Origin of the sequence: Nocardia sp. CA-128927 (genome assembly GCF_050955855.1) — a bacterium.
Taxonomy (GTDB): Bacteria; Actinomycetota; Actinomycetes; order Mycobacteriales; family Mycobacteriaceae; genus Nocardia.
The window spans coordinates 10,468,707-10,490,590 of the sequence record NZ_CP192087.1; the positions used below are offsets into that span (position 1 = coordinate 10,468,707).

Sequence of the window (21,884 nt, forward strand, 5' to 3'; positions counted from 1 at the left end):
ACCTAGGTGCGCCAACAGTTGCGTTGGCGGCCGACGGTTGGGTAGCGGATGAGTTAGCCGGTACCCGACGAGTTACCCATGTGCGCACGAAATCAGCAGTCACGTTGCGCACGTGGGTAACTCGATCGTCGATTAGGCAACCGTTGAGCACTTTATGATCAATTGCGGCAAAATGCCGATCGAGCCCCTGGGCTTTTGATTCACTGGGCGCGTGCTCGAGAAGTTCAGCGTCCCTACGGATAGCGTTAACCGGTTGTTTGCCCCCGTCCGTAGAGTGCGCGACGTGCGAGCGAAGCCGGAACGAGTACTACCCCAACCGCGCGGACGCGGTTTGCGGAACCGGCCCTGGCAGGATTACGCGCTCTTCTTAGTGCTCGTGGTACCGAATCTCGCGCTGCTGACGCTGTTCGTCTATCGGCCGTTGCTCGACAACATTCGACTCTCGTTCACCGACTGGAATATCTCCGACGCTGCGGTCACCTACATCGGGTTCGACAACTACCGGGAATGGTGGGGGCGGTCGGACTCCTGGGACGTCGTCACCAACACGGTGGTGTTCACCCTGGCGGCAGTGGTCGGCAGCATGGTGCTCGGTTTGGCGCTTGCCCTGCTGCTCGACCGGAAGCTGTTCGGCCGCAACGTGGTCCGCTCGGCGATCTTCGCGCCGTTCGTCATCTCCGGCGCCGCCATCGGCGTAGCCTTCCAATTCCTCTTCGACCCGAGCTTCGGCCTGGTCCAGGATCTGTTGCACCGCATCGGCGTCGACAATGTGCCGGACTTCTACCAGGACCCGCGCTGGGCCCTGTTCATGGTGACGGTGACCTACATCTGGAAGAACCTCGGCTACGCCTTCGTCATCTATCTGGCCGCGCTGCAAGGGGTTCGGGCCGAGCTGATGGAGGCGGCCGAGATGGACGGCGCCAGCCGATGGACCACCTTCACCAAGGTGTTGCTGCCGCAGCTGCGCCCGACCACGTTCTTCTTGTCGATCACCGTGCTGCTGAACTCGTTACAGGTCTTCGACATCATCAATGTGATGACACGGGGTGGGCCGCTCGGCACCGGCACAACCACGATGGTCTATCAGGTGTATCAGGAAACCTTCCGTAATTTCCGCGCCGGGTACGGCGCGACCGTGGCGACCATCATGTTCGTGGTGCTGTTGGTCGTCACCCTGGTGCAGGTTCGCGTCATGGATCGGAATGAGCAGTGAAAAGCGCAGGCGCTGAAACGGATTCCTACAGGCGGCGCCAACTTGGGGTGATGCTGCTCGGCTACGCCGCCATGGTGTGCGTGCTGATCATCGTCGGCGTCCCGCTGTTCTGGATCATCATCACCTCGTTCAAGGGGCGCCCTGACATCTACGTGCAGCCCGCGGTGTATTGGCCGCACAGCTGGCATCCGGAGAACTATCGAGACGCCACCACCGCGCTGCCGTTCTGGACCTTTTTCCGCAATTCACTGATCGTCACGGCAGTTATCTCCGCAGTGAAGTTCGTGCTCGGTGTGCTGAGCGCGTACGGGCTGGTGTTCCTGCGGTTCCCCGGTAAGTCGGTGGTTTTCCTGGTGATCATCGCGGCGCTGATGGTGCCCAACCAGATCACCGTGATCTCCAACTACGCGCTGGTCGCGCAGCTCGGCTGGCGAAACACCTTGATCGGCATCATCGTTCCGCTCTGCGGCGTGGCATTCGGCACGTTCCTGATGCGTAACCACTTCCTGTCGCTGCCGTCGGAGGTCATCGAGGCGGCCAGGATGGACGGCGCCAACTGGTGGCGACTGCTGACCAGGGTGGTGCTGCCGATGTCCGGGCCGACGATGGTTGCCTTCGCGGTGGTCACGCTGGTCAACGAGTGGAACGAATACCTCTGGCCGTTCTTGATGTCCGACAGTCCCGAGACCGCCACACTGCCGGTCGGCCTGACCCTCTTGCAGAACACCGAGAATCCGAGCGTCACCAACTGGGGGCCGGTGATGTCGGGCACGCTGCTGACCATGCTGCCGATTCTCGCGGTGTTCCTGCTGCTGCAACGCCACATGATCAAAGGCCTCACCTCTGGTGCGGTCAAGGGTTAGATACAGGAGAAACCACGTGTCCACTTCTCAGTTCCCCGCGCTGTCCCGGCGCGGATTCATCGGGCTGGCCGGCGCCGTCGCCGCGGGCGCGGCACTCACCGCATGCGCGGGCACCGGCGGTGGCTCGAAGCAGTCCGGCGACGCCAACACCATCAACTTCTGGTCCAGCCACCCCGGCACGTCGAAGGAACAGGAAACCGAGCTCATCAAGCGGTTTCAGGAGAAGTTCCCCGATCTCAAAGTCAACCTGATCGACGCGGGCCAGAACTACGAGGAGGTGTCGCAGAAGTTCAACGCTGCCCTCTCCGGTGGCGCACTGCCCGATGTCGTTGTGCTGTCCGACGTCTGGTGGTTCAACTACGCCCTCAACGGCTCCATCGAGCCGCTGGACGGGCACTTCGGCGCCGCAGGCGTGAAGCTCGACGATTACGTCGACTCGCTGGCCGCCGACTACCTGTTCAACGGCAAGCACTACGCATTGCCGTATTCCCGCTCGACGCCGCTGTTCTACTACAACAAGGACGTCTGGGCGAAAGCCGGTCTGCCGGACCGTGGTCCGAACAGCTGGCCGGAGTTCGACGAGTGGGGCCCGAAGATTCAGGCAGTGGTCGGCGACGGCAAGCTCGCACACGGCTGGGGTGACGCCAAGAACTACCTGGCCTGGACCTTCCAGGGTCCGAACTGGACCTTCGGCGGTGCCTACTCCGACCAGTGGAAGCTGAAGTTCACTGATCCGGGCACCATCGCGGCGGGCCAGTTCCTGCGCGACATGATCCACACCAAGAAGTACGCGGGCATCAAGCCGCAGATCGCCGTCGACTTCGGCACCGGCGTGATCGCCTCGACCATCGCCTCCACCGGTGACCTCAAGGGCATCAAACAGAACGCGGAAGGCAAGCTGCAGTTCGGCACCGCTAACCTGCCGCACCCGAACGGACCCGGCGTCACCACCGGTGGCGCCGGCCTCGCGATTCCGGCGCGGATCTCCGATGAGCGAAAGGTGAACGCGCTCAAGTTCATCGAGTTCATCACCAACGCCACCAACACGGCGTACTTCTCACAGGCCACCGGATACATGCCGGTGCGCAAGTCGGCAGTCACCGATCCGAGCGAGCAAGACTTCCTGGCCAAGAACCCGAACGCGAAGGTCGCCATCGACCAGCTGCCGCTGACCAAGTCGCAGGACTATGCCCGCGTGTTCGTGCCGGGCGGCGACAAAATCATCGGCACCGGGCTCGAGCAGATCGGTCTGCAGAACGCCGATCCGGCAACGGTATTCGCCGATGTCACCAGCCAGCTGCAGGCGATCATCGACCGGCAGATCACGCCGAAGCTGCCCAAGTAATACCCGCACCCCGGTGGCGGCCACCCCGCGTGGCCGCCACCGTGAGTTCACACGAGGAGATCGACGCCCATGGCCACAGTGCAGTTCGACGGGGTGACGCACCTGTATCCCGGTGCGCCGACACCCGCGGTCGACAGCCTGGAAATCGACATCGCCGATGGGGAATTCATCGTTCTCGTCGGCCCATCCGGCTGCGGCAAGTCGACCAGCCTGCGCATGCTGGCCGGGCTGGAATCGGTCGAGGCGGGTCGAATCCTGATCGGCGGCAAGGACGTCACCGGGCTGCCGCCGCGGGCCCGCGATGTGGCGATGGTGTTCCAGAGCTACGCGCTGTACCCGAATATGACCGTCGCGGAGAACATGGGCTTCGCGTTGCGCAATGCGGGCATGAACAAGGCCGACACCCTGGTCCGGGTCGAAGAGGCGGCGAAGATGCTCGAACTCGAGCACCTGCTCGACCGCAAACCGGCGAAACTGTCCGGTGGACAACGCCAGCGGGTCGCGATGGGCCGGGCGATCGTGCGCAGGCCACAGGTGTTCTGCATGGACGAGCCGCTGTCCAACCTGGACGCGAAGTTGCGCGTCAGCACCCGGTCGCAGATCGCCGCACTGCAGAAGCGGCTCGGCACCACCACGGTGTACGTCACCCACGATCAGGTGGAGGCGATGACCATGGGTGACCGGGTCGCGGTGCTGCTCGACGGCAAGCTGCAGCAGATCGCCGCGCCCCGTGAGCTTTACGACAATCCGGTGAACACCTTCGTCGCCGGTTTCATCGGCTCGCCGGGGATGAACCTGCTGGAGGCGCCGGTGCGCGACGGGGCCGCGGTCCTGGACGAGCTGCGAATCCCCTTGCCACGCACCGCGAAGACCGGTGATCGGGTGATCGTCGGCATTCGGCCGGAATCGTGGGAGGTGACCACCGAGGACAGTGGTCTCACGGTGGCGGCCGAACTACTCGAAGAGCTCGGCGCGGAGTCGTTCGTCTACAGCCACGGGGTCGCCGAGGGCTGGAACAGCCGCTCGGGCAAGGTGGTTGCCCGCGTCGACCGGCGGTTCCAGGTCACTCTGGGTGATCAACTGCGCCTGCGGCCCAAGCTCGACGATGTGTTCTTCTTCGACGCGACAACCGAGGAACGGCTGCGCTGAGCGAGCGAGGGCATTACCTGGACGGTAATGCCCTCGGCTCGTTGAGTTACCAGATCTTGACGCGCTCCGCCGGTTCCAGGTACAGGGCGTCGCCGGGCTTCACCTCGAAGGCCTCGTGGAAGCTGTCGATGTTGCGGACCACTGCGTTGCAACGGAATTCGGGCGGCGAGTGCGGGTCGATGGTGAGGCGGCGGATGGCTTCCTCGTTGCGCGCCTTGGTACGCCAGACCTGGGCCCAGCCGTAGAAGACGCGTTGCAGGCCGGTGAGGCCGTCGAGCTCCGGGGCCGCGCCGTCGTCGAGGGAGATCTTGTAGGCCTGTAGCGCGATGGACAGGCCGCCGAGGTCGCCGATGTTCTCGCCGATGGTGAATTCGCCGTTGACGGTGTGCTCGTCGGGCAGTTCCTTGGGCGAGAGCACGTTGTACTGGTCGATCAACGCCCTTGTGCGCTTGCCGAATTCGGTGCGGTCGTCGTCGGTCCACCAGTCGACCATGTTGCCGTCGCCGTCGTACTTGGCGCCCTGGTCGTCGAAGCCGTGGCCGATCTCGTGGCCGATTACCGCGCCGATGCCGCCGTAGTTGGCGGCGTCGTCGGCGTTCATGTCGAAGAACGGCGGCTGCAGAATGGCCGCGGGGAAGACGATTTCGTTCATGCCGGGGTTGTAGTAGGCATTCACCGTCTGCGGTGTCATGAACCATTCGGCACGGTCGACCGGGCCGCCGAGCTTGTTCAGGTCGCGATCGTGGTCGGCGGCATAGCCGTTGCGGTAGTTGCCGACCAGGTCGGCCGGGTCGATCCGCACGTCGGAGTAGTCGCGCCACTTGTCCGGGTAGCCGATCTTCGGGGTGAACTTCTCCAGCTTGGCCAGCGCGGCCGCCCTGGTATCCGGACCCATCCAGTCCAGTTGGGCGATGTTGCGGCGGTAAGCCTCCTGCAGGTTGGCGACCAGCTGCACCATCCTGGCCTTGGCCTCGGGTGGAAAGTGCTCGGCCACATACAGTTTGCCGACAGCCTCGCCGAGCAGCTCCTGCACCAGGGAGACGCCGCGCTTCCAGCGTTCCCGGTTCTCCTGGGCGCCGGTCAGCGTGCGGCCGTAGAAGCCGAAGTTCTCCTCGATCAGCGCGTCGGTGAGATACGGTGCGCGCGAACGGATCAGCCGCCAGGTGGCCCAGGCCTGCCAGTCCGCCAGGGATTCCGCCGTCCACACCTGGGTGAAGGTGTTCAGGTAATCCGGTTGCCGGACAACCACTTCGGCGAAGACCTCGGGGCCGGACGCCGATACGTGCTCGGCCAGCGCGGAAGTCCAGGCCGCCCAGTCGAACTCGGGATGGTCGGCGACCAGCGCATCGAAGGTGGTCGGGTTGTAGCTGCGTTCGGCGTCGCGGCGGCGCACCACGTCCCAGTGCCCGGCCGCGAGCTTGCGTTCCAGCTCGAAGACCCGCTGCCCGACCGTGTCCAGATCCTGCGGCAGCAGCTCGGCGACCTGCGGATCGGCCACGGCGATAGCGAACACCCGGCCGATGTGCGCGATGTACTCGGCGCGGATCTCGGCGGATTCGTCCTGCCGGTAGTACGACTCGTCGGGCAGGCCGATGCCGGACTGGGTGGCGTGCACCAGGTAGCGGGTGGAGTCCTTGTCATCGGTGTCCACGTAGAAGTTGACCGCGCCACCGACGCCGGTCCGCTGCAGCTTGCCGAGCAGCGCGGCGAACGCGCTCCGATCGGCGACCTGGTGGATCGCGGCGAGCTCGGCGGCGATCGGGGCGAGCCCGGCGGCCGTGACGGTGTCGGTGTCCATGAAGCTGGTGAACAGGTCGCCGATCTTGCGGGCATCGCTGCCCGGCTCGGCGGCCTCGGCGGAGGCACCCTCGATGATCGCCTGAACGTCGCGTTCGGCCTGGTCGTACAGCGTGCGGAAGGCGCCGTCCACCGCGCGGTCGGCCGGTATCTCGTAGTCGTCCAGCCATTTGCCGTTGACATGCGCGAACAGGTCGTCCTGCACTCGCACGTCCCGGTCGAGGTAGGACAGATCAATACCGGAGGGACTGCTCAGCTCGGAAGTCACGATGTCCAGTATGCAGATGAGCGCAAAAGTCGGCCCCCGGCCGCGGACGGCCGGGGGGAGCGGTCAGTCGTTCGAGGAGTTCAGTGCGTCGTTCAGACGGTGAGTGCGATGCGGTCGAACTCGCCGTCGTGCACGCCGAGCAGGAAGGCGTCCCACTCCGGCGCGGTGTAGCCGAGGACGGTCGTGCCGTGCCGGAGGGTGGTCCGGCCGTCGGCGGCGGTGTGCGCGGTCAGCGCGCCGGGCGTTCGGTCCGGCGCGCGGAGCGTCTCGAGGAAAGCGGTCCACTCGCGAGCGGTGACGGTGATGATGGGCTCGTCGGCGGGACGGTTGGCGGGATCGCGGCGATACTTGCTGTCTCGGATGAGTACCGCGTCGCCATCGAAGCGGACCTCGACACATTGGTTGCCATTGTTCGATCGCGTCGACCGAAACCAGGCAGTGAAAACCGACCGGGTAGTAGCGGTGGTGGCCATGGGCAGGATTTTACACTCGGGCATAGGTCCTGATCAGGGTCGATGACTCGACACGGTCCAGCGATTGTTCTTGTGCGCGAACGTAAGCGAAGCTCAGATCACGCACCAGTTCCGGGTCGTCGACGGCCCCGCCGAAGACGGCGCTCTCCGCCCAGCCGAAGGTCGGCAACTGCTCGCCGGCGAAGTCGATCAGATGGAAACTCGACCCGCCGAGCACCGCGCCCGCGGTGGCGGCGAACGGGATGACGCGCACCTCGACGGTGTCGAGTTCGTCGATCAGCTCGGCCAGATGTGTCAACTGCGCGCGCAGCACGGCGGGGCCGCCGGTCTGCTGCAGCAGGGTGCCCTCGCCGATCACCGCGGTGAGCTCGACCGGCTCCGCACCGCGCAGCCGCTCCTGCCTGCGCAGCCGAATCGCGACCAGCTGTTCCACCTGGACCGGACGGATCATCACATCGGCACTGATCAGCGCGCGGGCGTAGGCCTCGGTCTGGAGCAGGCCAGGCACGACCAGGCTGTCGTAACTGCGGATGCTGTGCGCGCCGTATTCCATGCCGTAGAGGCGTTGCAGCTCCGGGCCGATCAGCGCGGACGACTTGGTCCACCAGCCGCGCTGCTTGCTCGCGTCCAGCAGGGCGAGCAACTCCGCGCGTTCCTCGGCCTCCACCTCGAGCAGCTCAAGCACCGGGCCGATGGTGTTGGTGGTGAGCACGCGGCGGCCCTTCTCCACGTGCGACCAGTTGGCCGGGGTGAAACCGACCCGCTTGGCGAAACCCGCCGAATCGAAGCCGCGCTGTTCGCGCAGTTCGCGCAGCCGTAGCACCAGTTCCCAGCGCGCGACGGCGGGCGAGACGGGTGCCATGACAGGCGATCGTACGCGGGGTCGACTCACCGGCGTGTGACTATTGTCAACCCAGTTGTGCGGCATTAGGGTCGGGTTTCAGCGGTCGATTCTCTCCCCCTTCACGCGATCCACCCGCATCGAGGCGAGGTTCGTCATGAGTTTGTCCCGCACTGAGTCAGGCAGTTATCCGGCGTCCTCCGATTACACGCCGATGCAGGACGCCATCGCGCGCTGCCGCCGCTACCGCAAGGAACACGGCCTGTACGGCGTCGTGGACCCGGCGCTGGGACGAATCATGCTGGAAGTAGGCGCGGTCGGCGCGGTCGTGATGCCCGCCGCGCTCGGGCGACGAGTGCGGGTGCGGCTCACCGAGGCGGCACCCGACGATCGGGCCGGACCGATCGTCGGGCATCCACGCTCGGACCGGTGGACCTTTCTGACCGGCCCGACCGACAACTCGTATCTGGACACCGAACTGTTCGCCGACCTGTTCCGGGTCTGCGCCTCGGTGGCACTGCCCGGCAGTCACATCGTGCTGCCCTCGCCGACCGACGAGGGCAGCGGCTATCGGAAGTGGATCGCCGCGCCCGAGAGCGACTTTCGTCCCGAAATGGGCGACGTCTTGGCCGCTACCCGGGCCTGCGCGGCGATCAGCGAGTAGGTGCGGGAGGCGGTGTCAGCGTGACGCTGAACTTGTCCTCCAGCCGCTGATTCCAGTCCCGTTCGCACTGGTCGATCTTGGTCTGATCGCCGCCCGCCTTGTTCACGCAGTCGACGAAGTCCTTGCCGCCGCTGTTCACGAAGAAGCTGTAGCCGACGACGGTGACCACGATGGCGCCGATCAGGCCGAGCGCGCCGAGGATCAGGCCGGTGATCGCCATGCCCGCGCCGCCCGCGCGACCCGACCGCGTCTTCACCATGGCGACGATGCCGAAGATGATGGCGAAGGCGCCGAACAGGTAACCGCCGACCAGCGTCCAGAAGCTCAGCAGCGCGAGGATGCCGAGCACCAGCGCGGTGATCGCCAGACCCTTGCCCTTCGGCGACTCCTGCCAGTACGTGGGCTGACCGGGCTGCTGGCCAGGCGGCGGATACCCGGAGGGCGGGGGGTATTGGCCGGGAGGCGGATATTGCGACATGGACTTCCTCTCCGTCGGTGCCTCGCGCCGCTCGATCCGGACCAGGTGGTCCGGCGGGTGCGCGGGGATCGCCTACTGATCGCCCGCGCTACGGGCGGATGTTAATGCGAGGTATGCCCATTTTGTCGCAACCCAGCGCGCTCCGTTCCCTGGACGTGCCTGGCCCGAGTGATTTGCCTACTGCGCGCCGAGCCGGGCGTGCATCTCCCAGACCAGGATCTCCGACGGTCTGCGGGCGATGACGCGCTGGCCACCGGTCCTGGTGAGCCGGACCGCGTCACCCTCGTCCAGGGTGCCGACGCCTTCCATCTCCACCTCGCCGTTGGCGACGAAGACGTGCAGGTACGGTGCGTCGGGCAGGTCGATGACCTGCTCGGGGTCGCCGGTCATCCGGGCCACGTGGAACGCCGCGTGGCTGCTGTTGATGGCGATGGCGGTGCGATCGCGGTAGCGCGGCAGGCCCGCGGCCACCGTCACCAGGCCGCCGGTCGACAGCGCGTCATCGATCTCGAGCTGTTGATAGCCGGGGGTCAGGCCGGGCTCGTCGGGGACCACCCACATCTGCACGAAATGCACCGGCTCGTCGTGTTCGGCGCCGTCGATCCGCCAGGCGTCGTTCTTCTCCGAGTGCAGGATGCCGGTGCCCGCGCTCATCCGCTGCGCGAGACCCGGATAGATGATGCCGCTGTGGCCGAGCGAGTCCTGGTGCACCAGGCTGCCGCCGAGCACCCAGGTGACGATCTCCATGTCCCGGTGCGGATGCGTGTCGAAGCCCTGACCAGGGGAGACGACATCGTCGTTGTTTACAAGCAACAGACCGTGGTGGGTGTTGTCGGGATCGTAGTGCTCCCCGAACGAGAACGAATGCTTCGAATCCAGCCAGGACACCCGCGTCTTCATGCGGTCGCCTGCTCGATGGACGTCGATGTGAGGTGTCATGAGCGAACGGAGAGAGCGAGTCATGTCACAGCGTGCGGCGCGCAAGCCGGAGCCGAGCGCCAGCGAGGCGCAGGCTTGAGTGTGGACATCGAAGTCCTCCTCTCGGGACCGTGCACCGATCACCTTTCAGGGTAGGAGCACATACGTCGCGGTACTCCACATTCCTAGTAAATTGTCCTGCACTCGGCATTTTACGCGAGCGACCAGCGGGTGAACGTCAGGCGAGCAGAACCAACCGGTACGTCGAAACGGCGGGCGAACTCGACGGTGACTATGGCATGTGCCGGTGCCGTATTCGTAAAATGATGCGCCGCAAAGCAACCGGAGGTGACGAGGAGATGCGACCCGAGGCACTCGCGCGCATCGAGCGACAACTCCGCGGCGAGGCACGCCGCGACGGCATCGCGCATTTCGTCGTCGGCGTCGCGGTGTTCCGCGACCGCAAACTCCTGGTGGTGCGCCGCGTGCCGGACGACTATCACGGCGGCCTGTACGAACTGCCCGGCGGCGGTGTCGAATCCGGCGAAACCTTCGCCGAATGCGTCGAGCGTGAGCTGTTCGAGGAGACCGGCCTGCGGGTGCGCGCCATCACCGACTTCCTCGGCGGCATCGACTACGCCACCAGAACCAAGTCCAGGGTGCGCAAATACAGCTTCCTGGTGGACGTCGAACCGGGCGAGGTAGCGCTGGAACCCGGCGAACACGACGCGTACGCGTGGATCGACGCCGATGCCCTCGATGAGCTGCCGATGTCACCCGATATGCGTGACGCGGTCAGCGCGTTGGTCACCGACTCGCACTGATTCGGCGCGACAGCGCCGCGACCAGTACCCTCGCGGCGTGTCCACTGGTCGCTCGGAGAGCTCCATTCCCTCGGATGAGCGGCCGGAGCCGCTGTGGACGGCGCTGCGCGAAAGTCCCGGTGTGTTGCGCTTGGCCATCGTGCGGTTCACCGGGCAGTTCGGCGATGGGATGTTCCAGGCCGCGCTGTCGGGGGCGATTCTGTTCAATCCCGAGCGGCAGACCGATCCGCTGGCCATTGCCGCCGGGTTCGCCGTGCTGTTGTTGCCGTACTCGCTGATCGGGCCGTATGCGGGGGCGCTGCTGGATCGGTGGGATCGGCGCACCGTGTTGCTGGTCGCGAATGTGGCGCGGGCGGTACTGATCGCGCTGGTCTGCGCGGGGCTGCTGGCCGGGATCGGCGAGACGCCGCTGCTGTTGCTCGCGCTGGCGGTGGTGGGGATCAGCCGATTCGTGTTGTCGGGCGTGTCGGCGGCCCTGCCTCGGGTGCTCGACCAGCACTGGCTGGTGCCGATGAACTCGGTGCTGGCCACGGTGGCCTCGGGCTGTGCCGGGCTCGGCGCGGCCACCTCGGTGGCGGTGATCGGGTCGATCGGCGCGGGGGATTTCGCCTCGGCGGTCGCGGTCGCGGTGAGTGGCATCGGGCCGGTGGTCAGCGCGGCGTTGGCGGCCGGGTTCGCGCCGCGGGTGCTCGGGCCGGACGCGAGTGCGACGGAGAGCGAGAGCACGTTGCGCGCCATCGCGACCGGTCTGCGCACGGGTGCGACGGCGGTGTGGGAGTCGGTGCAGGTGACCACCGCGGTGCTGGGCATCGGCACGCACCGGATCGTGTTCGGCATCAACACCTTGATCATGGTGCTCGTGCTGCGGCAGACACCGGCCGAGGGTTCCGCGCTGAACAGCGGGTTACTCGGTTTCGGCGTGGCCATTGCCGCCATCGCCGGGGGCATGCTGGTCGCCGCTGTTGTTGCGCCGCTGTTGATTCCGCGACTCGGCCGGTCGAAGACGGTGGTGGTCGGCTTGTTGACCGCGACGGTGGTGCAGTTGACGCTGGTCACGCCGATCGCCGTCGCGGATGCGGGGTCGGCGGTGCCGCACGCGCACAAACTCTTGCTGGTGGGGGCGTTCCTGCTCGGGTTGGCCGGGCAGACGATCAAGCTGACCGGCGATGCGACGATGCAGATCGATATCGATGACGCGCGGCGTGGGCAGGTATTCGCGTTGCAGGACACGGTGTTCAATATCGCGTTCATCCTGGCGATTGCCGTGGCGGCACTGGTTATCCCCGACGACGGGCGGTCATTGCCGGTGATTGTGGCGGGCGCCGGAATCTATTGCGCGGGGATTGCCGCCATCGCGCTCAATATGCGGCGGCGGAAGATCGGCTGAGGGCCGATGGAATTCGGTCAGCTGGAATTCAGGTGATGATCGGATCGTCGTCGAGGTGGCGTGCGGTGGGATTCATTCGCTGGGCCAGATAGTCGGGTAGGTCGTCCGGGGGACGGTGCGACGGTGGCGCGTCTTTGAGCACCGGATGCTCCATCCGGTGCTCGTCGACCCCTGTCGGCTCAGGGATCGAATCCGGCTGTGCGGCACCGGTGTCGGTGTGCTGCTCGGCCTCGGCGTGATCGGTGCGCACGATCCAGTCCAGCGGTTCGCTGATGGCGTCGGACGCGGCGCCGGTGATGTGGTGATTCCAGGTGCCGAGCCCGGTCGGGTCGGTATAGAAGTGGTCCAGGACGCCGTCGTCGTCCAGGTCGAGGGCCGCCACGTCGGCGATGCCGGAACCGTAGGTGTCCCACATGGCATCGTCGGCGAAACCGTCGCCGTCGAAGTCGAGCCGCACCGCGTCGCCCGTGGCCGAGGCGGAACCGGCCAGTTCCAGGTCGGCCTGGCCGTTCCAGACGTGTACCGTGCCGTCGCCCGTTCCGAACACGTACTCGATCTCGTTCATATCTGTTTGGACGCGCGCGACCGACATTCGGTTCCCTATTTCCCGCCCGCTGTTCCGGTACGTTCATTTCGCTTCGGCCCGATTCGACAGGAGTCAGTCAGCCATGCGAAACCGACTAGGCGGGTGGGGAACCCGGCCGTATCCGCTCGCGCGGATCGCCGATTAGCCGGCCCCGCCCGACATGACGCGCCGATTCGGCAGCCGATCCCGTTGGGTACCGGCATTGTTCGGGGCCCTGCTCGGCGGCCTGTTCAGCCTGCCCGTCCCGGTCACACAGGCGGCCCCGTTTCCGTGGGCGCCGTCACCGGTGAACAGCTGCGGTGAGGTCGGTTTCGATCCGCTGAACCGGGAACGCGATCCCGCGCTGCCGCCGCCATCGCCACTGCCGGATCGCATCGATATCCCGGTGCCGATCCCGCAGCTCACCCCGATCACGGTGCCCGGCCCGGAACCCGACAACACCAGGATCGACTCGCCCCCGCTCGCCGCCGATCCGTGCCACACCCCGTGCCCCGACGTCCGCGACATCTCGAAACCACTTGAGCCCGATCCTGATCCGAGTCCGGTCCCGAAAGCCGGTGATCGGCCGGGCTCGGACGCCGGTGCGCCGATCAAGATTCCGCACGTCGAGTTCAAACCCGAGATCGAACCCATCCCGGTACCGGTGCCCGGCGGCCCCGGTGTCGCGCCACAGCCCGCGCCGCCGCAGGTAGTACATCCCGCCGAGCCGGGTCCGGCGGCCGCGGCGGTGGCCGAGCCGCGCGTCGGATCGGTGGAACTGGCGGGCCAGGTCACCGGGCACGGCTCGCAGAATCGGACCGACCTGCGCTGGCAGGTGGACGGCACCGATCTCGGCGTGATGTGGGAGACCAAGCCGGGCGAGGTCGCCGTGGTCTTCGGCGATACCTTCGGCAAAGGCTGGCAGGTCGGCGGCACCGGGCGCGACGACCAGGACTGGCGCAGCAATGTTTTGGGTTACAGCACCGATCGCGAGCTGTCCGACGGACTGTCGCTGGACAGCATGGTGCAGGACAGCCGCTGCCACGCCGCCGAGATCCTCAGCAGCCGCAAGGTCAAGAACTGGGAGGCGACCACCATTCCGACCTCCGGGTTCGCCCTCGGGGATCGCCAGTATCTGAGCTACATGTCGGTGAATCGGTGGAGCCGGATCCCCGGCATCTGGTCGAACAACTACGGCGGGCTCGCCTACTCCGACGACAACGGCCGCACCTGGACCAAGGATCAGCACGCCAAGTGGGACAACGTCTTCGGTGTCGGCCGGTTCCAGGTCGCGGCGATGGTGCCGCAGGGGGACTACGTCTATATGTTCGGCACGCCCAATGGACGCGTCGGCGTGATCGGGCTGGCGCGGGTGCCGAAGGACGACGTGCTCAACACCTCCGCCTACCAGTACTGGGTGAACGGCAGCTGGGCGCCCGCGGCGGAAAACCAGGCCACCCCACTGGTTCCCGGACTGGCCAGCGAGGTGTCCGTGCGCTACGACCAGGACAACGCGCAGTGGCAGATGGTGTACCTCGACTCCGGTCGCGGAGCGATCGTGGTGCGCAATGCAGCGGTGCCGCAGGGCATTTGGACCGAACCTGCCCAGCTGCTCTCCACCGCCGACTATCCGAAGGCGTACGGCGGCTTCGTCCATCCGTGGTCGACCGGCAAGGATCTGTACTTCACCATTTCGTCCTGGGACAGCTATAACGTGTATCTCATGCACGCCCAGCTGGATTCGGCCAACTAGCCGGAGCCCTCGGCGACGAATCGGACGAAACCGCCCGCGCGAATCAGCGAAGGCGGATCGCGATCCACGTCCCACATCCGCAGGTCGGTGGTGCCGATGAGATGCCACCCGCCAGGGGTGCTGCGCGGGTAGACGGCGGAATAGCCACCGGCCAGCGCGACCGCACCCGCGGGGATCGTGGTGCGGGACTCCGGGCGTCGCGGCACAGTCAGCCGGGCGTCGGACGACTCCAGATAGCCGAAGCCGGGGGCGAATCCGACGAACGCGCACCGCCAGACCGTTCCGGTGTGTTCGGCGACCACCTCCGCTTCGGTCATTCCGAGCAGACGCGCGACTTCGGCGAGATCGGCGCCGTCGTAATGCACCGGGATGACCAGCGGATTGTCCGGAGATTCGTTGTCCGGCAGTGTTCCACGGGAAACAATGTCCGAATCCTGCTCCGCCGCAGACTGTTGTACTTCGCGCAGCAGGGTCGCTAACTCGTGTCGGACGGGTTCCGCGTGCACCGGCGAAAGCAGCGTCACGAGAACGGTTTCCGCGGCGGGCAGGATGTCTTGCACGCCGTCGGGCGTGCGGCTGCGCAGGGCCGCAACCAGTTTCGCTACCTGGTCGTGGTGGGACGGCAGTACGAGCAGTGCGTGATCGCCTGCCGCCCGGATCAGCTGATCCGGGTCGAAATCCTCCGGCGCGGAATCGGTCACCGCGCCTCACCACTCGTCGAACGGCCGTCGGTCATGCTCAGCCGAACGATTCGACCGGCACCCCGACCTCGTCCAAGGCGGTGCGAATGAGTCGAGCCATCTCGACGGCCGCGGGGGTATCGCCGTGCACGCAGATGCTCGCCGCGCGGACCGTCACCTCGCCGGACCCATCGACCGTGCGCGCCGTGCCCGACATGGCAATCGAAACCGCCTGCGTGACCGCCTCATTGGTGCCGAGAACAGCTCCCGGCAGACCGCGCGCGGCGAGGGTGCCGCCCGGTGTGTACGCGCGGTCGGCGAATCCCTCACCGACGAACCGCACCTTCGCGGCCTCTGCCGCCTGCTCCAGCTGGGACCCGGCGGGACCGAGCAGGGCAAGCTCCGGGTCGTAGTCGACCATCGCGGCCAGCACCGCGTCCGCGAGCTGCCGGTCCCGCGACGCCGAATGGTAGAGCGCACCATGCGGTTTCACGTACCGCACCTGATCGCCCGCGGCCTTGGCGAACGCGTCCAGGCTGCCGATCTGATACAGCACCTCGTCGCGCAGTTCCGCAGGGACCATGGTGATCTCGCGACGGCCGAATCCGGCCAGGTCGCGGTAGCCGACGTGGGCGCCGATCCGGACGCCCTTCTCGACGGCGAGCGCGCAGGTCCGGCGCATGATCGAGGGGTCGCCCGCGTGGAATCCGCAGGCGATGTTGGCGCTGGTAACGATGTCGAGCATCGCCGCGTCGTCGCCCATCCGCCACGGACCGAAGCCCTCGCCGAGATCACTGTTCAGATCCAGCGGCATATGCGCCCTTTCCGTGGTGGGTGTCGGAGTTAGCACCCGATTGTGGTTCCGACGGTGTGTCACAAGCAAGAATGCCCGGTCAGCGCATAGGCCACACCGGACAACGCGACCTGGGTCACAGGACGATGGTCCAGTTAAGCGTCGGCAAGTACGCTCGGACCAATCATGGCCACGTATTTCGATCCGAAGTCCTGGTCGCCGCTACGGGCCGTCGATCTCGGCAAGCGCCTGTTCGAGCAGTCCTGGCTGGAGCAGTGGATCACCGTCACCACCTCCTGGGTGGACGCGGGCGCCGACCTCGGTGCGGGCACCGTCACGGCGCTGATGCCGGACGCCCTGATGACCGTGCTCAGTGAAGGCATCCTGAGCCGGTTCGGCGGGCAAGAGGTCAGCGCCACGCTGCTCGGGCACGACCTGCACGCCACCTTGCAGGTGCTGAAGGTGCGGCGGCGCGGCGCGCATTTCCAGACCAAGACGGTGTTGTCCCGGCTGCGCTGGGACAACCACCCGATCGAGGCCGTGACGGTGATCGCGCACGGCGTGCGCCTGATTCCCGGCGTGCCGACGAAGGTGCGGGCCGCGCAGCTCGATCTCGAGGGCACCGTCACCACGGCGGCGCTGGTCGGCTGGATCAACAGCCAGCCGCTGGACTGGGTGCTCGACATCGATGACAGCGGACTGATCCGCGCCAAGCACCGGCGCCGACGGCTGACCGCGCTGGTGGACGCCTCCGTGACGGACAACCGCGTCACCGTCGATCTGCATCGAGCCACCTGGCTCGGCCTGCGGATGCCGCGCCGGATGATCGGCACACCGGCGCTGCTGCTGGAACAGCTACCGAGTCAGGCACGCATCGTGCACGCCACCCGCGACGGCGACCTGGTTCGCTTCCGGATCGAGCTGCCGGAGATCATCGGGTCGTTCGACCTCGCGCAGATCCGTTCCGCCATCGTCACCGGAACGACGCTGATCGTCTTCTAGCCCTGGGCTTTCCACCATTCCTGCAGGGCCGCCTCCGCCTCGTCGCGGGTCATCGGGCCGCGATCGAGCCGCAGTTCCTTGAGGAACCGCCAGGCCTTGCCGACCTCGGGTCCCGGTGGCAGGCCGAGCAATTCCATGATCGCGTTGCCGTCCAGGTCGGGGCGGACCTTGGCCAGATCCTCCTGCTCCTGAATCTTCGCGATCCGCGTCTCCAGCTCGTCGTAGGTGCCGCGCAATGCGGCGGCCCGACGTTTGTTGCGGGTGGTGCAGTCGGCGCGGACCAGTTTGTGCAGGCGGGGGAGCAGCTCGTCGGCGTCGGTGACGTAGCGGCGCACCGCGGAATCGGTCCACTGGCCCTTGCCGTAGCCGTGGAAACGCAAGTGCAGGAACACCAGTCGGGCCACGTCCTCGGTGAACTGCTTGGGGTACTTCAGCGCCCGCATCCGCTTGCGCACCATCTTCGCGCCGACCACCTCGTGGTGGTGGAAGCTGACGCCGCCGCCCGGCTCGTTGCGTTTGGTGTCCGGCTTGCCGATGTCGTGCAGCAGCGCGGCCCAGCGCAGCACCAGGTCCGGGTCGCCCTCCTCCAGGTCGATGGCCTGCTGGAGCACGGTGAGCGAGTGCCAGTAGACGTCCTTGTGCTGGTGGTGCTCGTCGATCTCCAGCTTCATCGCGGGCACCTCGGGCAGTACCCGCTGGGCCAGCCCGGTCTCGCACATGATGTTGATGCCGTCGATCGGGTGCGCGCCGCCGATCAGCTTGTCCAGCTCCACCCGGACCCGTTCGGCGGTGATCCGCTCGATCTGATCGGCCATCGCGGTGATCGCCGTGCGCACTCGCGGATGCAGCTCGAAGCCGAGTTGCGAGACGAACCGGGCGGCGCGCAGCATGCGCAGCGGGTCGTCGTTGAACGAATCCTCCGGCGCCGCAGGCGTATCCAGCATGCCCGCGAGCAGCGCGTCCATCCCGCCGAGCGGGTCGACGAAGTCCAGCGAACCGTCCGCGCCGATCCGCACGGCCATCGCGTTGACGGTGAAGTCGCGGCGCACCAGGTCGTCTTCGAGGTTGTCGCCGAAGGTGACCTCGGGATTGCGAGATACCCGGTCGTAGTTGTCGCTGCGGAACGTGGTGATCTCCAGCTGCTGGCCGCCCTTGGACCCGCTGACGGTGCCGAACGCCAAACCGCCGGTGTCCCACAGATGATCGGCCCAGCCGCGCAGCAACTCCTGCACCTGCTCGGGGCGCGCGTCGGTGGTGAAGTCCAGATCGGTGCCGAGCCGCCCGAGCACCGCGTCGCGCACGCTGCCGCCGACCAGGTACAGCTCATGGCCCCGCGCCGCGAACATCTCGCCGAGCGGTTCCAGTACATCCGACAGCCTGCCAAGCGTCACCGCCGCGGCAGCCAGCAATCGGGTACGTCTATCCAGCTCTGCGTCCTCGGACTCGGTCGAAACCACGAATCAGCAGCTTACCGAGCCCTGGCAAGCGAGATTCCAGCGCAGTGTCGGATGCGCGGGGCGTGCGTCTGCGCAAATCCAACACAGTAGGATTGCTTGGTGTCTCCGGCCGATCGCGCGAACAGTCGACGCCGCCAGCCTCGGCGCCGCGGTTCGGCCGCCAACGCGGCGAAACCGCGCATGCGCACGGTGCGGGAAACCTCAGCTGGTGGGCTCGTTGTCGACGGCTTGGACGGTCCGCGGGAGAAACGCAGCGCGGCGCTGATCGGACGCACGGATCGGCGCGGGCGGTTGCTGTGGTCGCTGCCGAAGGGACACATCGAGGAGGGGGAGACCTCCGAGCAAACCGCGATCCGTGAGGTGGCCGAGGAGACCGGCATCAACGGTGTCGTGGTGGCCGAACTGGGCAGCATCGATTACTGGTTCGTCACCGATGGGCGCCGGGTACACAAGACCGTGCATCATTATCTACTGCGCTCCACCGGCGGCGAACTGTCCGATGCCGACGTGGAGGTCACCCAAGTGGCGTGGGTGCCGTTGAGCGAGTTGAATTCTCGACTGGCGTATGCGGACGAACGCCGATTGGCCGAAGTGGCGAACAAGCTGATCGACCGGATGGAGACCGGCAAGCGATGACCCAGACTTTTCGGCATCGCGTAGCGATTCCGTGGGGGGTGGTGGCCGGGCGACGGGTGGGCCTGTGCCGGATCATCTTGGCGGTCCTCACCATCCTGGGTTCGGCGACAACGCTGCCGATGCTGGTGTCCCCTGCCGCACATGCGCAGCCCACTGGAACTGGGACGGACTCGGGGCGGAAGTTCCTGAAGCTGTCACTGGATTCGGTGACGCCGACCACGATCACCACGACCAGCGATCCGACGCTCACGGTTTCGGGCTCGATCATGAACATCGGTGATCGCGCGGTCAAGGACGTCACCGTCCGGCTGCAGCGCGGCGCGGTGATCACGGTGCCGCGAGACCTGCGCGCGACGTTGCAGCAGGATCAGGTCAACTACGACGTGCCAGGCGACTTCGAAGACGTCGTGCCGAAGCTCGACAAGGACGAGCGCACGAAGTTCAAGCTGACCATCCCGTTGCGTCCGGGCGGCGGCACCGGCAAACAATCGCTGGATATCACCGAACCGGGTGTGTACCCGCTGCTGCTGAACGTGAACGGCAAACCGGACTACGGCAACCAGGCACGACTCGACGACGCCAGGTTCCTGCTCCCGGTGCTCGGCGTGCCGCCCGCGTCGAAGGGCACCGATGCGTCGGACGCGAGCCCGGCGGTGCCCGCGCCGACCGACGCGCCGGTGGCGACCACCATGCTGTGGCCGCTGGCCGACCGGCCGCGCCTGGTCGCGGGCAAAGCCGGATCGGCCAACGGGAAGGTCGAACTCACCGACGACGAGTTGGCCGCCTCGCTCGCCAAGGGCGGGCGCCTCGACCAACTGCTCGGTGCGTTGGAGACCGTTTTCGACTCCACCCCCACGCGGGACCGCGCACTCGCCGCATCGGTGTGCATCGCGGTCGATCCCGATCTGCTGGTCACGGCGCAGGCGATGACCAACGGCTACCAGGTGCTGGCCAGTCCGTCCGATCCGGACGGCGCGACGCGGCCGGGTACCGGTGCGGCGCAGGCACAGACGTGGCTGGACCGGTTGCGCGCGCTCGCCGGGACGATGTGCACCGTGGCGCTGCCGTTCGCGCAGGTAGACCTGGATGCGCTGGCGGCGGTGAACGATCCGGACCTCTCGGCCAGGGCGATGAACGCGCCCGCCGAGCTGGTCAACACGATTCTGGCCACCAAGTCGGTGCGCGGCGTGAGCCTGCCGGATTCCGGCAGCATCGACGACGGCGCGGGAATCCTGTTGCGCAGCCACGGTTTCGAAACCGCCGTGCTGGCCGATTCGGCCGTCGCGCCGGAGGGCACGGGCGGCACGTCCGAAGCCGTGCAGCCGTCCACCGGGCGGGGCGACGGACAGACCACCACGAATCAGAGCACGGCGAACCAGGCCGCGGACGCCGCTGATCCGGATCAGGTTCGGCTGCCGCAGGTCACCGCGGACGTGCCGCCACCGCCTGCCGCGCCCGCGCCGCCCGCCATCAATCCGGCTCCGCCGAACGGGAATGCGCCTGCCGCGCCGGCCGTCGATCCGGCGCTGCACGCCGCGACGTTCGACATCTGGTCCGCCACCGCGCTCGCGGCGCTCGGCTCGAATCCGCCGACCCCCTCATTCACCCCCGCCAAGGTCCGCTACGAGGTCAGCAACGACTCACGCGTCGCGCGGTTGCAGGACGCGCTCGGCGCCCTCTCGTGGTCCGCGTTGAACCCGCAGCCGAATCAACCGCGCTCCTTATTACTTGTCCCGCCGCAGCAGTGGAGTGCGAGCAAGGACGAGGGCACGGCGTTGCTGCGGCAGCTCGAGTTGCTGGTGCGCAGCAATCTCGCGACGCCGCGTCCGTTCCAACAGCTGGTCGCACAGCCGCCCGACCCGCAGCCGTACGAGCTCGACTATCTGCCGCAGGCCGCCGCGGACGCGGTGCCGGACCAGTTCGTGACGCCGGTGCGCGACCAGGGTCGCCGGATCAGCGAGCTGATGCGCGCGCTGGTCGAGGTGCCGGAGGCCGATCCGACGCCGAGTCAGTTCCTGGACCCGTTGCGCGACGACCTGATTCGGGTGCTGAGCCTGTCCGATCGACGGACCGGCGACGCCGCCCAGGCCGATACTTTCGCGCAGCGGCGGATCGATCAGAACACCCGCGCGCTGGACAACATCTACGGCTCGGTGACCGTGCTCCCGCCGGGCGGTGTGTACACCCTCGCGTCCGAGCAGAGCCCATTGCTGCTGGTCGCGCGGAACGATCTGCCGGTGTCGATCCGGATCAAGTTCCGCATCGAGGCGCCGCATGAGGCGAAGATCACCGACCTCGGCGAACAGCAGCTGCCCCCGAAGGGGACACGCTCGTTCCAAATCCCGACCGAGGTGAGCGACAGCCGTAACCTGGTAATTCCGATCTCTCTTAGCACACCGGACGGAATTCCGCTGGGGAATGCCACCTCGGTCTCCGTGCGCTCGAACGCCTACGGTCAGGCCCTGGCCATAATTACCGGATGTGCCGGACTCCTGCTCTTCCTGTTGGCCGGGCGCCGCTTGTGGCGCCGGTTCCGCGGCCAGCCGGATCCGGCCGACGAAGGTTTCGATCCGAGCACCCGGCGCCGGGTCAATCGATACCGGCGAGCCAAGAAGCGAGTCATCCAGCAGGAGCATCAGGAGGCACAGTGAGGGACGGTGAGCTAGCGCCCTCTGTTGTGTACCGATCGATCGATTCCGGCACCCGGACACCGGCCGCGTCTACCGGATTTGCACGTCCGACAAACCACAGTGGCAGAGTGGAGGACAATCGCGGAAG

The 21,884-nt window shown here is 66.8% G+C and carries 20 protein-coding genes; 11 read left to right on the forward strand and 9 right to left on the reverse strand.

What is annotated here, in order from left to right:
• Positions 1-283 precede the first annotated feature (283 nt).
• The 4 genes from ACQPW1_RS48605 (at position 284) to ACQPW1_RS48620 (ending at position 4,570) form a co-directional block, all read left to right on the forward strand.
• Positions 284-1,213, forward strand: coding sequence for a carbohydrate ABC transporter permease (locus tag ACQPW1_RS48605; RefSeq protein WP_433660685.1), 930 nt, complete (start codon positions 284-286; stop codon positions 1,211-1,213).
• A gap of 50 nt (positions 1,214-1,263) precedes the next feature.
• The gene (locus ACQPW1_RS48610; protein ID WP_433660686.1) at positions 1,264-2,076 is read left to right on the forward strand and encodes a carbohydrate ABC transporter permease; all 813 of its coding nucleotides are present in this window, start codon (positions 1,264-1,266) and stop codon (positions 2,074-2,076) included.
• Positions 2,077-2,092: 16 nt separating this feature from the next.
• Complete coding sequence (locus ACQPW1_RS48615; protein ID WP_433660687.1) at positions 2,093-3,421, forward strand: ABC transporter substrate-binding protein; 1,329 nt, start codon at positions 2,093-2,095, stop codon at positions 3,419-3,421.
• Positions 3,422-3,490: 69 nt separating this feature from the next.
• Complete coding sequence (locus ACQPW1_RS48620; protein ID WP_433660688.1) at positions 3,491-4,570, forward strand: ABC transporter ATP-binding protein; 1,080 nt, start codon at positions 3,491-3,493, stop codon at positions 4,568-4,570.
• Positions 4,571-4,616: 46 nt separating this feature from the next.
• Here ACQPW1_RS48620 and ACQPW1_RS48625 read toward each other — a convergent pair whose 3' ends face one another.
• The 3 genes from ACQPW1_RS48625 to ACQPW1_RS48635 form a co-directional block, all read right to left on the reverse strand.
• Positions 4,617-6,635 (reverse strand): M13 family metallopeptidase, encoded by a 2,019-nt coding sequence (locus ACQPW1_RS48625; RefSeq protein WP_433660689.1) that lies wholly within the window; start codon positions 6,633-6,635, stop codon positions 4,617-4,619.
• 92 nt (positions 6,636-6,727) lie between these two features.
• Complete coding sequence (locus tag ACQPW1_RS48630) at positions 6,728-7,108, reverse strand: DUF397 domain-containing protein (RefSeq protein WP_433660690.1); 381 nt, start codon at positions 7,106-7,108, stop codon at positions 6,728-6,730.
• A 10-nt stretch (positions 7,109-7,118) separates the two neighbouring features.
• On the reverse strand, positions 7,119-7,970 hold the full coding sequence (locus ACQPW1_RS48635; protein ID WP_433660691.1) for a Scr1 family TA system antitoxin-like transcriptional regulator: 852 nt from the start codon (positions 7,968-7,970) through the stop codon (positions 7,119-7,121).
• A gap of 136 nt (positions 7,971-8,106) precedes the next feature.
• Between ACQPW1_RS48635 and ACQPW1_RS48640 the strand changes: the two genes are divergently transcribed.
• Entirely contained in the window at positions 8,107-8,613 is a 507-nt protein-coding gene (locus ACQPW1_RS48640; protein ID WP_433660692.1) for a hypothetical protein, read from the forward strand.
• Here the strand turns inward: ACQPW1_RS48640 and ACQPW1_RS48645 are convergent.
• Together ACQPW1_RS48645 and ACQPW1_RS48650 are read right to left on the reverse strand one after the other, a co-directional pair.
• Positions 8,603-9,091, reverse strand: coding sequence for a DUF4190 domain-containing protein (locus ACQPW1_RS48645; RefSeq protein WP_433660693.1), 489 nt, complete (start codon positions 9,089-9,091; stop codon positions 8,603-8,605). The two genes, ACQPW1_RS48640 and ACQPW1_RS48645, sit on opposite strands and share 11 nt — an antisense overlap.
• A 177-nt stretch (positions 9,092-9,268) precedes the next feature.
• Positions 9,269-10,030, reverse strand: coding sequence for a pirin family protein (locus tag ACQPW1_RS48650; protein ID WP_433660694.1), 762 nt, complete (start codon positions 10,028-10,030; stop codon positions 9,269-9,271).
• Between the two features lie 338 nt (positions 10,031-10,368).
• On the opposite strand from ACQPW1_RS48650, the gene ACQPW1_RS48655 reads away from it, so the two are divergent.
• Together ACQPW1_RS48655 and ACQPW1_RS48660 are read left to right on the forward strand one after the other, a co-directional pair.
• A complete protein-coding gene (locus tag ACQPW1_RS48655) occupies positions 10,369-10,833 on the forward strand; it encodes an NUDIX hydrolase (RefSeq protein ID WP_433660695.1) in 465 nt (154 codons plus the stop codon).
• A gap of 64 nt (positions 10,834-10,897) precedes the next feature.
• Entirely contained in the window at positions 10,898-12,220 is a 1,323-nt protein-coding gene (locus ACQPW1_RS48660; RefSeq protein ID WP_433665569.1) for an MFS transporter, read from the forward strand.
• Between the two features lie 28 nt (positions 12,221-12,248).
• Here ACQPW1_RS48660 and ACQPW1_RS48665 read toward each other — a convergent pair whose 3' ends face one another.
• The gene (locus ACQPW1_RS48665; RefSeq protein WP_433660696.1) at positions 12,249-12,785 is read right to left on the reverse strand and encodes a hypothetical protein; all 537 of its coding nucleotides are present in this window, start codon (positions 12,783-12,785) and stop codon (positions 12,249-12,251) included.
• A 181-nt stretch (positions 12,786-12,966) separates the two neighbouring features.
• Between ACQPW1_RS48665 and ACQPW1_RS48670 the strand changes: the two genes are divergently transcribed.
• Positions 12,967-14,538 carry a DUF4185 domain-containing protein gene (locus ACQPW1_RS48670; RefSeq protein ID WP_433660697.1) on the forward strand — a complete coding sequence of 524 codons (1,572 nt, stop codon included), beginning with the start codon at positions 12,967-12,969 and terminating at the stop codon, positions 14,536-14,538.
• Here the strand turns inward: ACQPW1_RS48670 and ACQPW1_RS48675 are convergent.
• Together ACQPW1_RS48675 and ACQPW1_RS48680 are read right to left on the reverse strand one after the other, a co-directional pair.
• Entirely contained in the window at positions 14,535-15,239 is a 705-nt protein-coding gene (locus tag ACQPW1_RS48675) for a 5-oxoprolinase subunit B family protein (protein ID WP_433660698.1), read from the reverse strand. The genes ACQPW1_RS48670 and ACQPW1_RS48675 overlap by 4 nt on opposite strands.
• A gap of 37 nt (positions 15,240-15,276) precedes the next feature.
• Positions 15,277-16,032, reverse strand: a complete 756-nt coding sequence (locus ACQPW1_RS48680) for a LamB/YcsF family protein (protein ID WP_433660699.1) — start codon at positions 16,030-16,032, stop codon at positions 15,277-15,279.
• 165 nt (positions 16,033-16,197) lie between these two features.
• On the opposite strand from ACQPW1_RS48680, the gene ACQPW1_RS48685 reads away from it, so the two are divergent.
• Positions 16,198-17,013 carry a hypothetical protein gene (locus ACQPW1_RS48685; protein WP_433660700.1) on the forward strand — a complete coding sequence of 272 codons (816 nt, stop codon included), beginning with the start codon at positions 16,198-16,200 and terminating at the stop codon, positions 17,011-17,013.
• On the opposite strand, the gene ACQPW1_RS48690 is transcribed toward ACQPW1_RS48685, so the two are convergent.
• The gene (locus ACQPW1_RS48690) at positions 17,010-18,470 is read right to left on the reverse strand and encodes a CCA tRNA nucleotidyltransferase (RefSeq protein WP_433660701.1); all 1,461 of its coding nucleotides are present in this window, start codon (positions 18,468-18,470) and stop codon (positions 17,010-17,012) included. The genes ACQPW1_RS48685 and ACQPW1_RS48690 overlap by 4 nt on opposite strands.
• A gap of 99 nt (positions 18,471-18,569) precedes the next feature.
• On the opposite strand from ACQPW1_RS48690, the gene ACQPW1_RS48695 reads away from it, so the two are divergent.
• Together ACQPW1_RS48695 and ACQPW1_RS48700 are read left to right on the forward strand one after the other, a co-directional pair.
• Entirely contained in the window at positions 18,570-19,106 is a 537-nt protein-coding gene (locus tag ACQPW1_RS48695; RefSeq protein WP_107659875.1) for an NUDIX hydrolase, read from the forward strand.
• Positions 19,103-21,757, forward strand: a complete 2,655-nt coding sequence (locus ACQPW1_RS48700) for a DUF6049 family protein (protein WP_433660702.1) — start codon at positions 19,103-19,105, stop codon at positions 21,755-21,757. The genes ACQPW1_RS48695 and ACQPW1_RS48700 overlap by 4 nt, the downstream gene beginning before the upstream one ends.
• Positions 21,758-21,884: the final 127 nt, after the last annotated feature.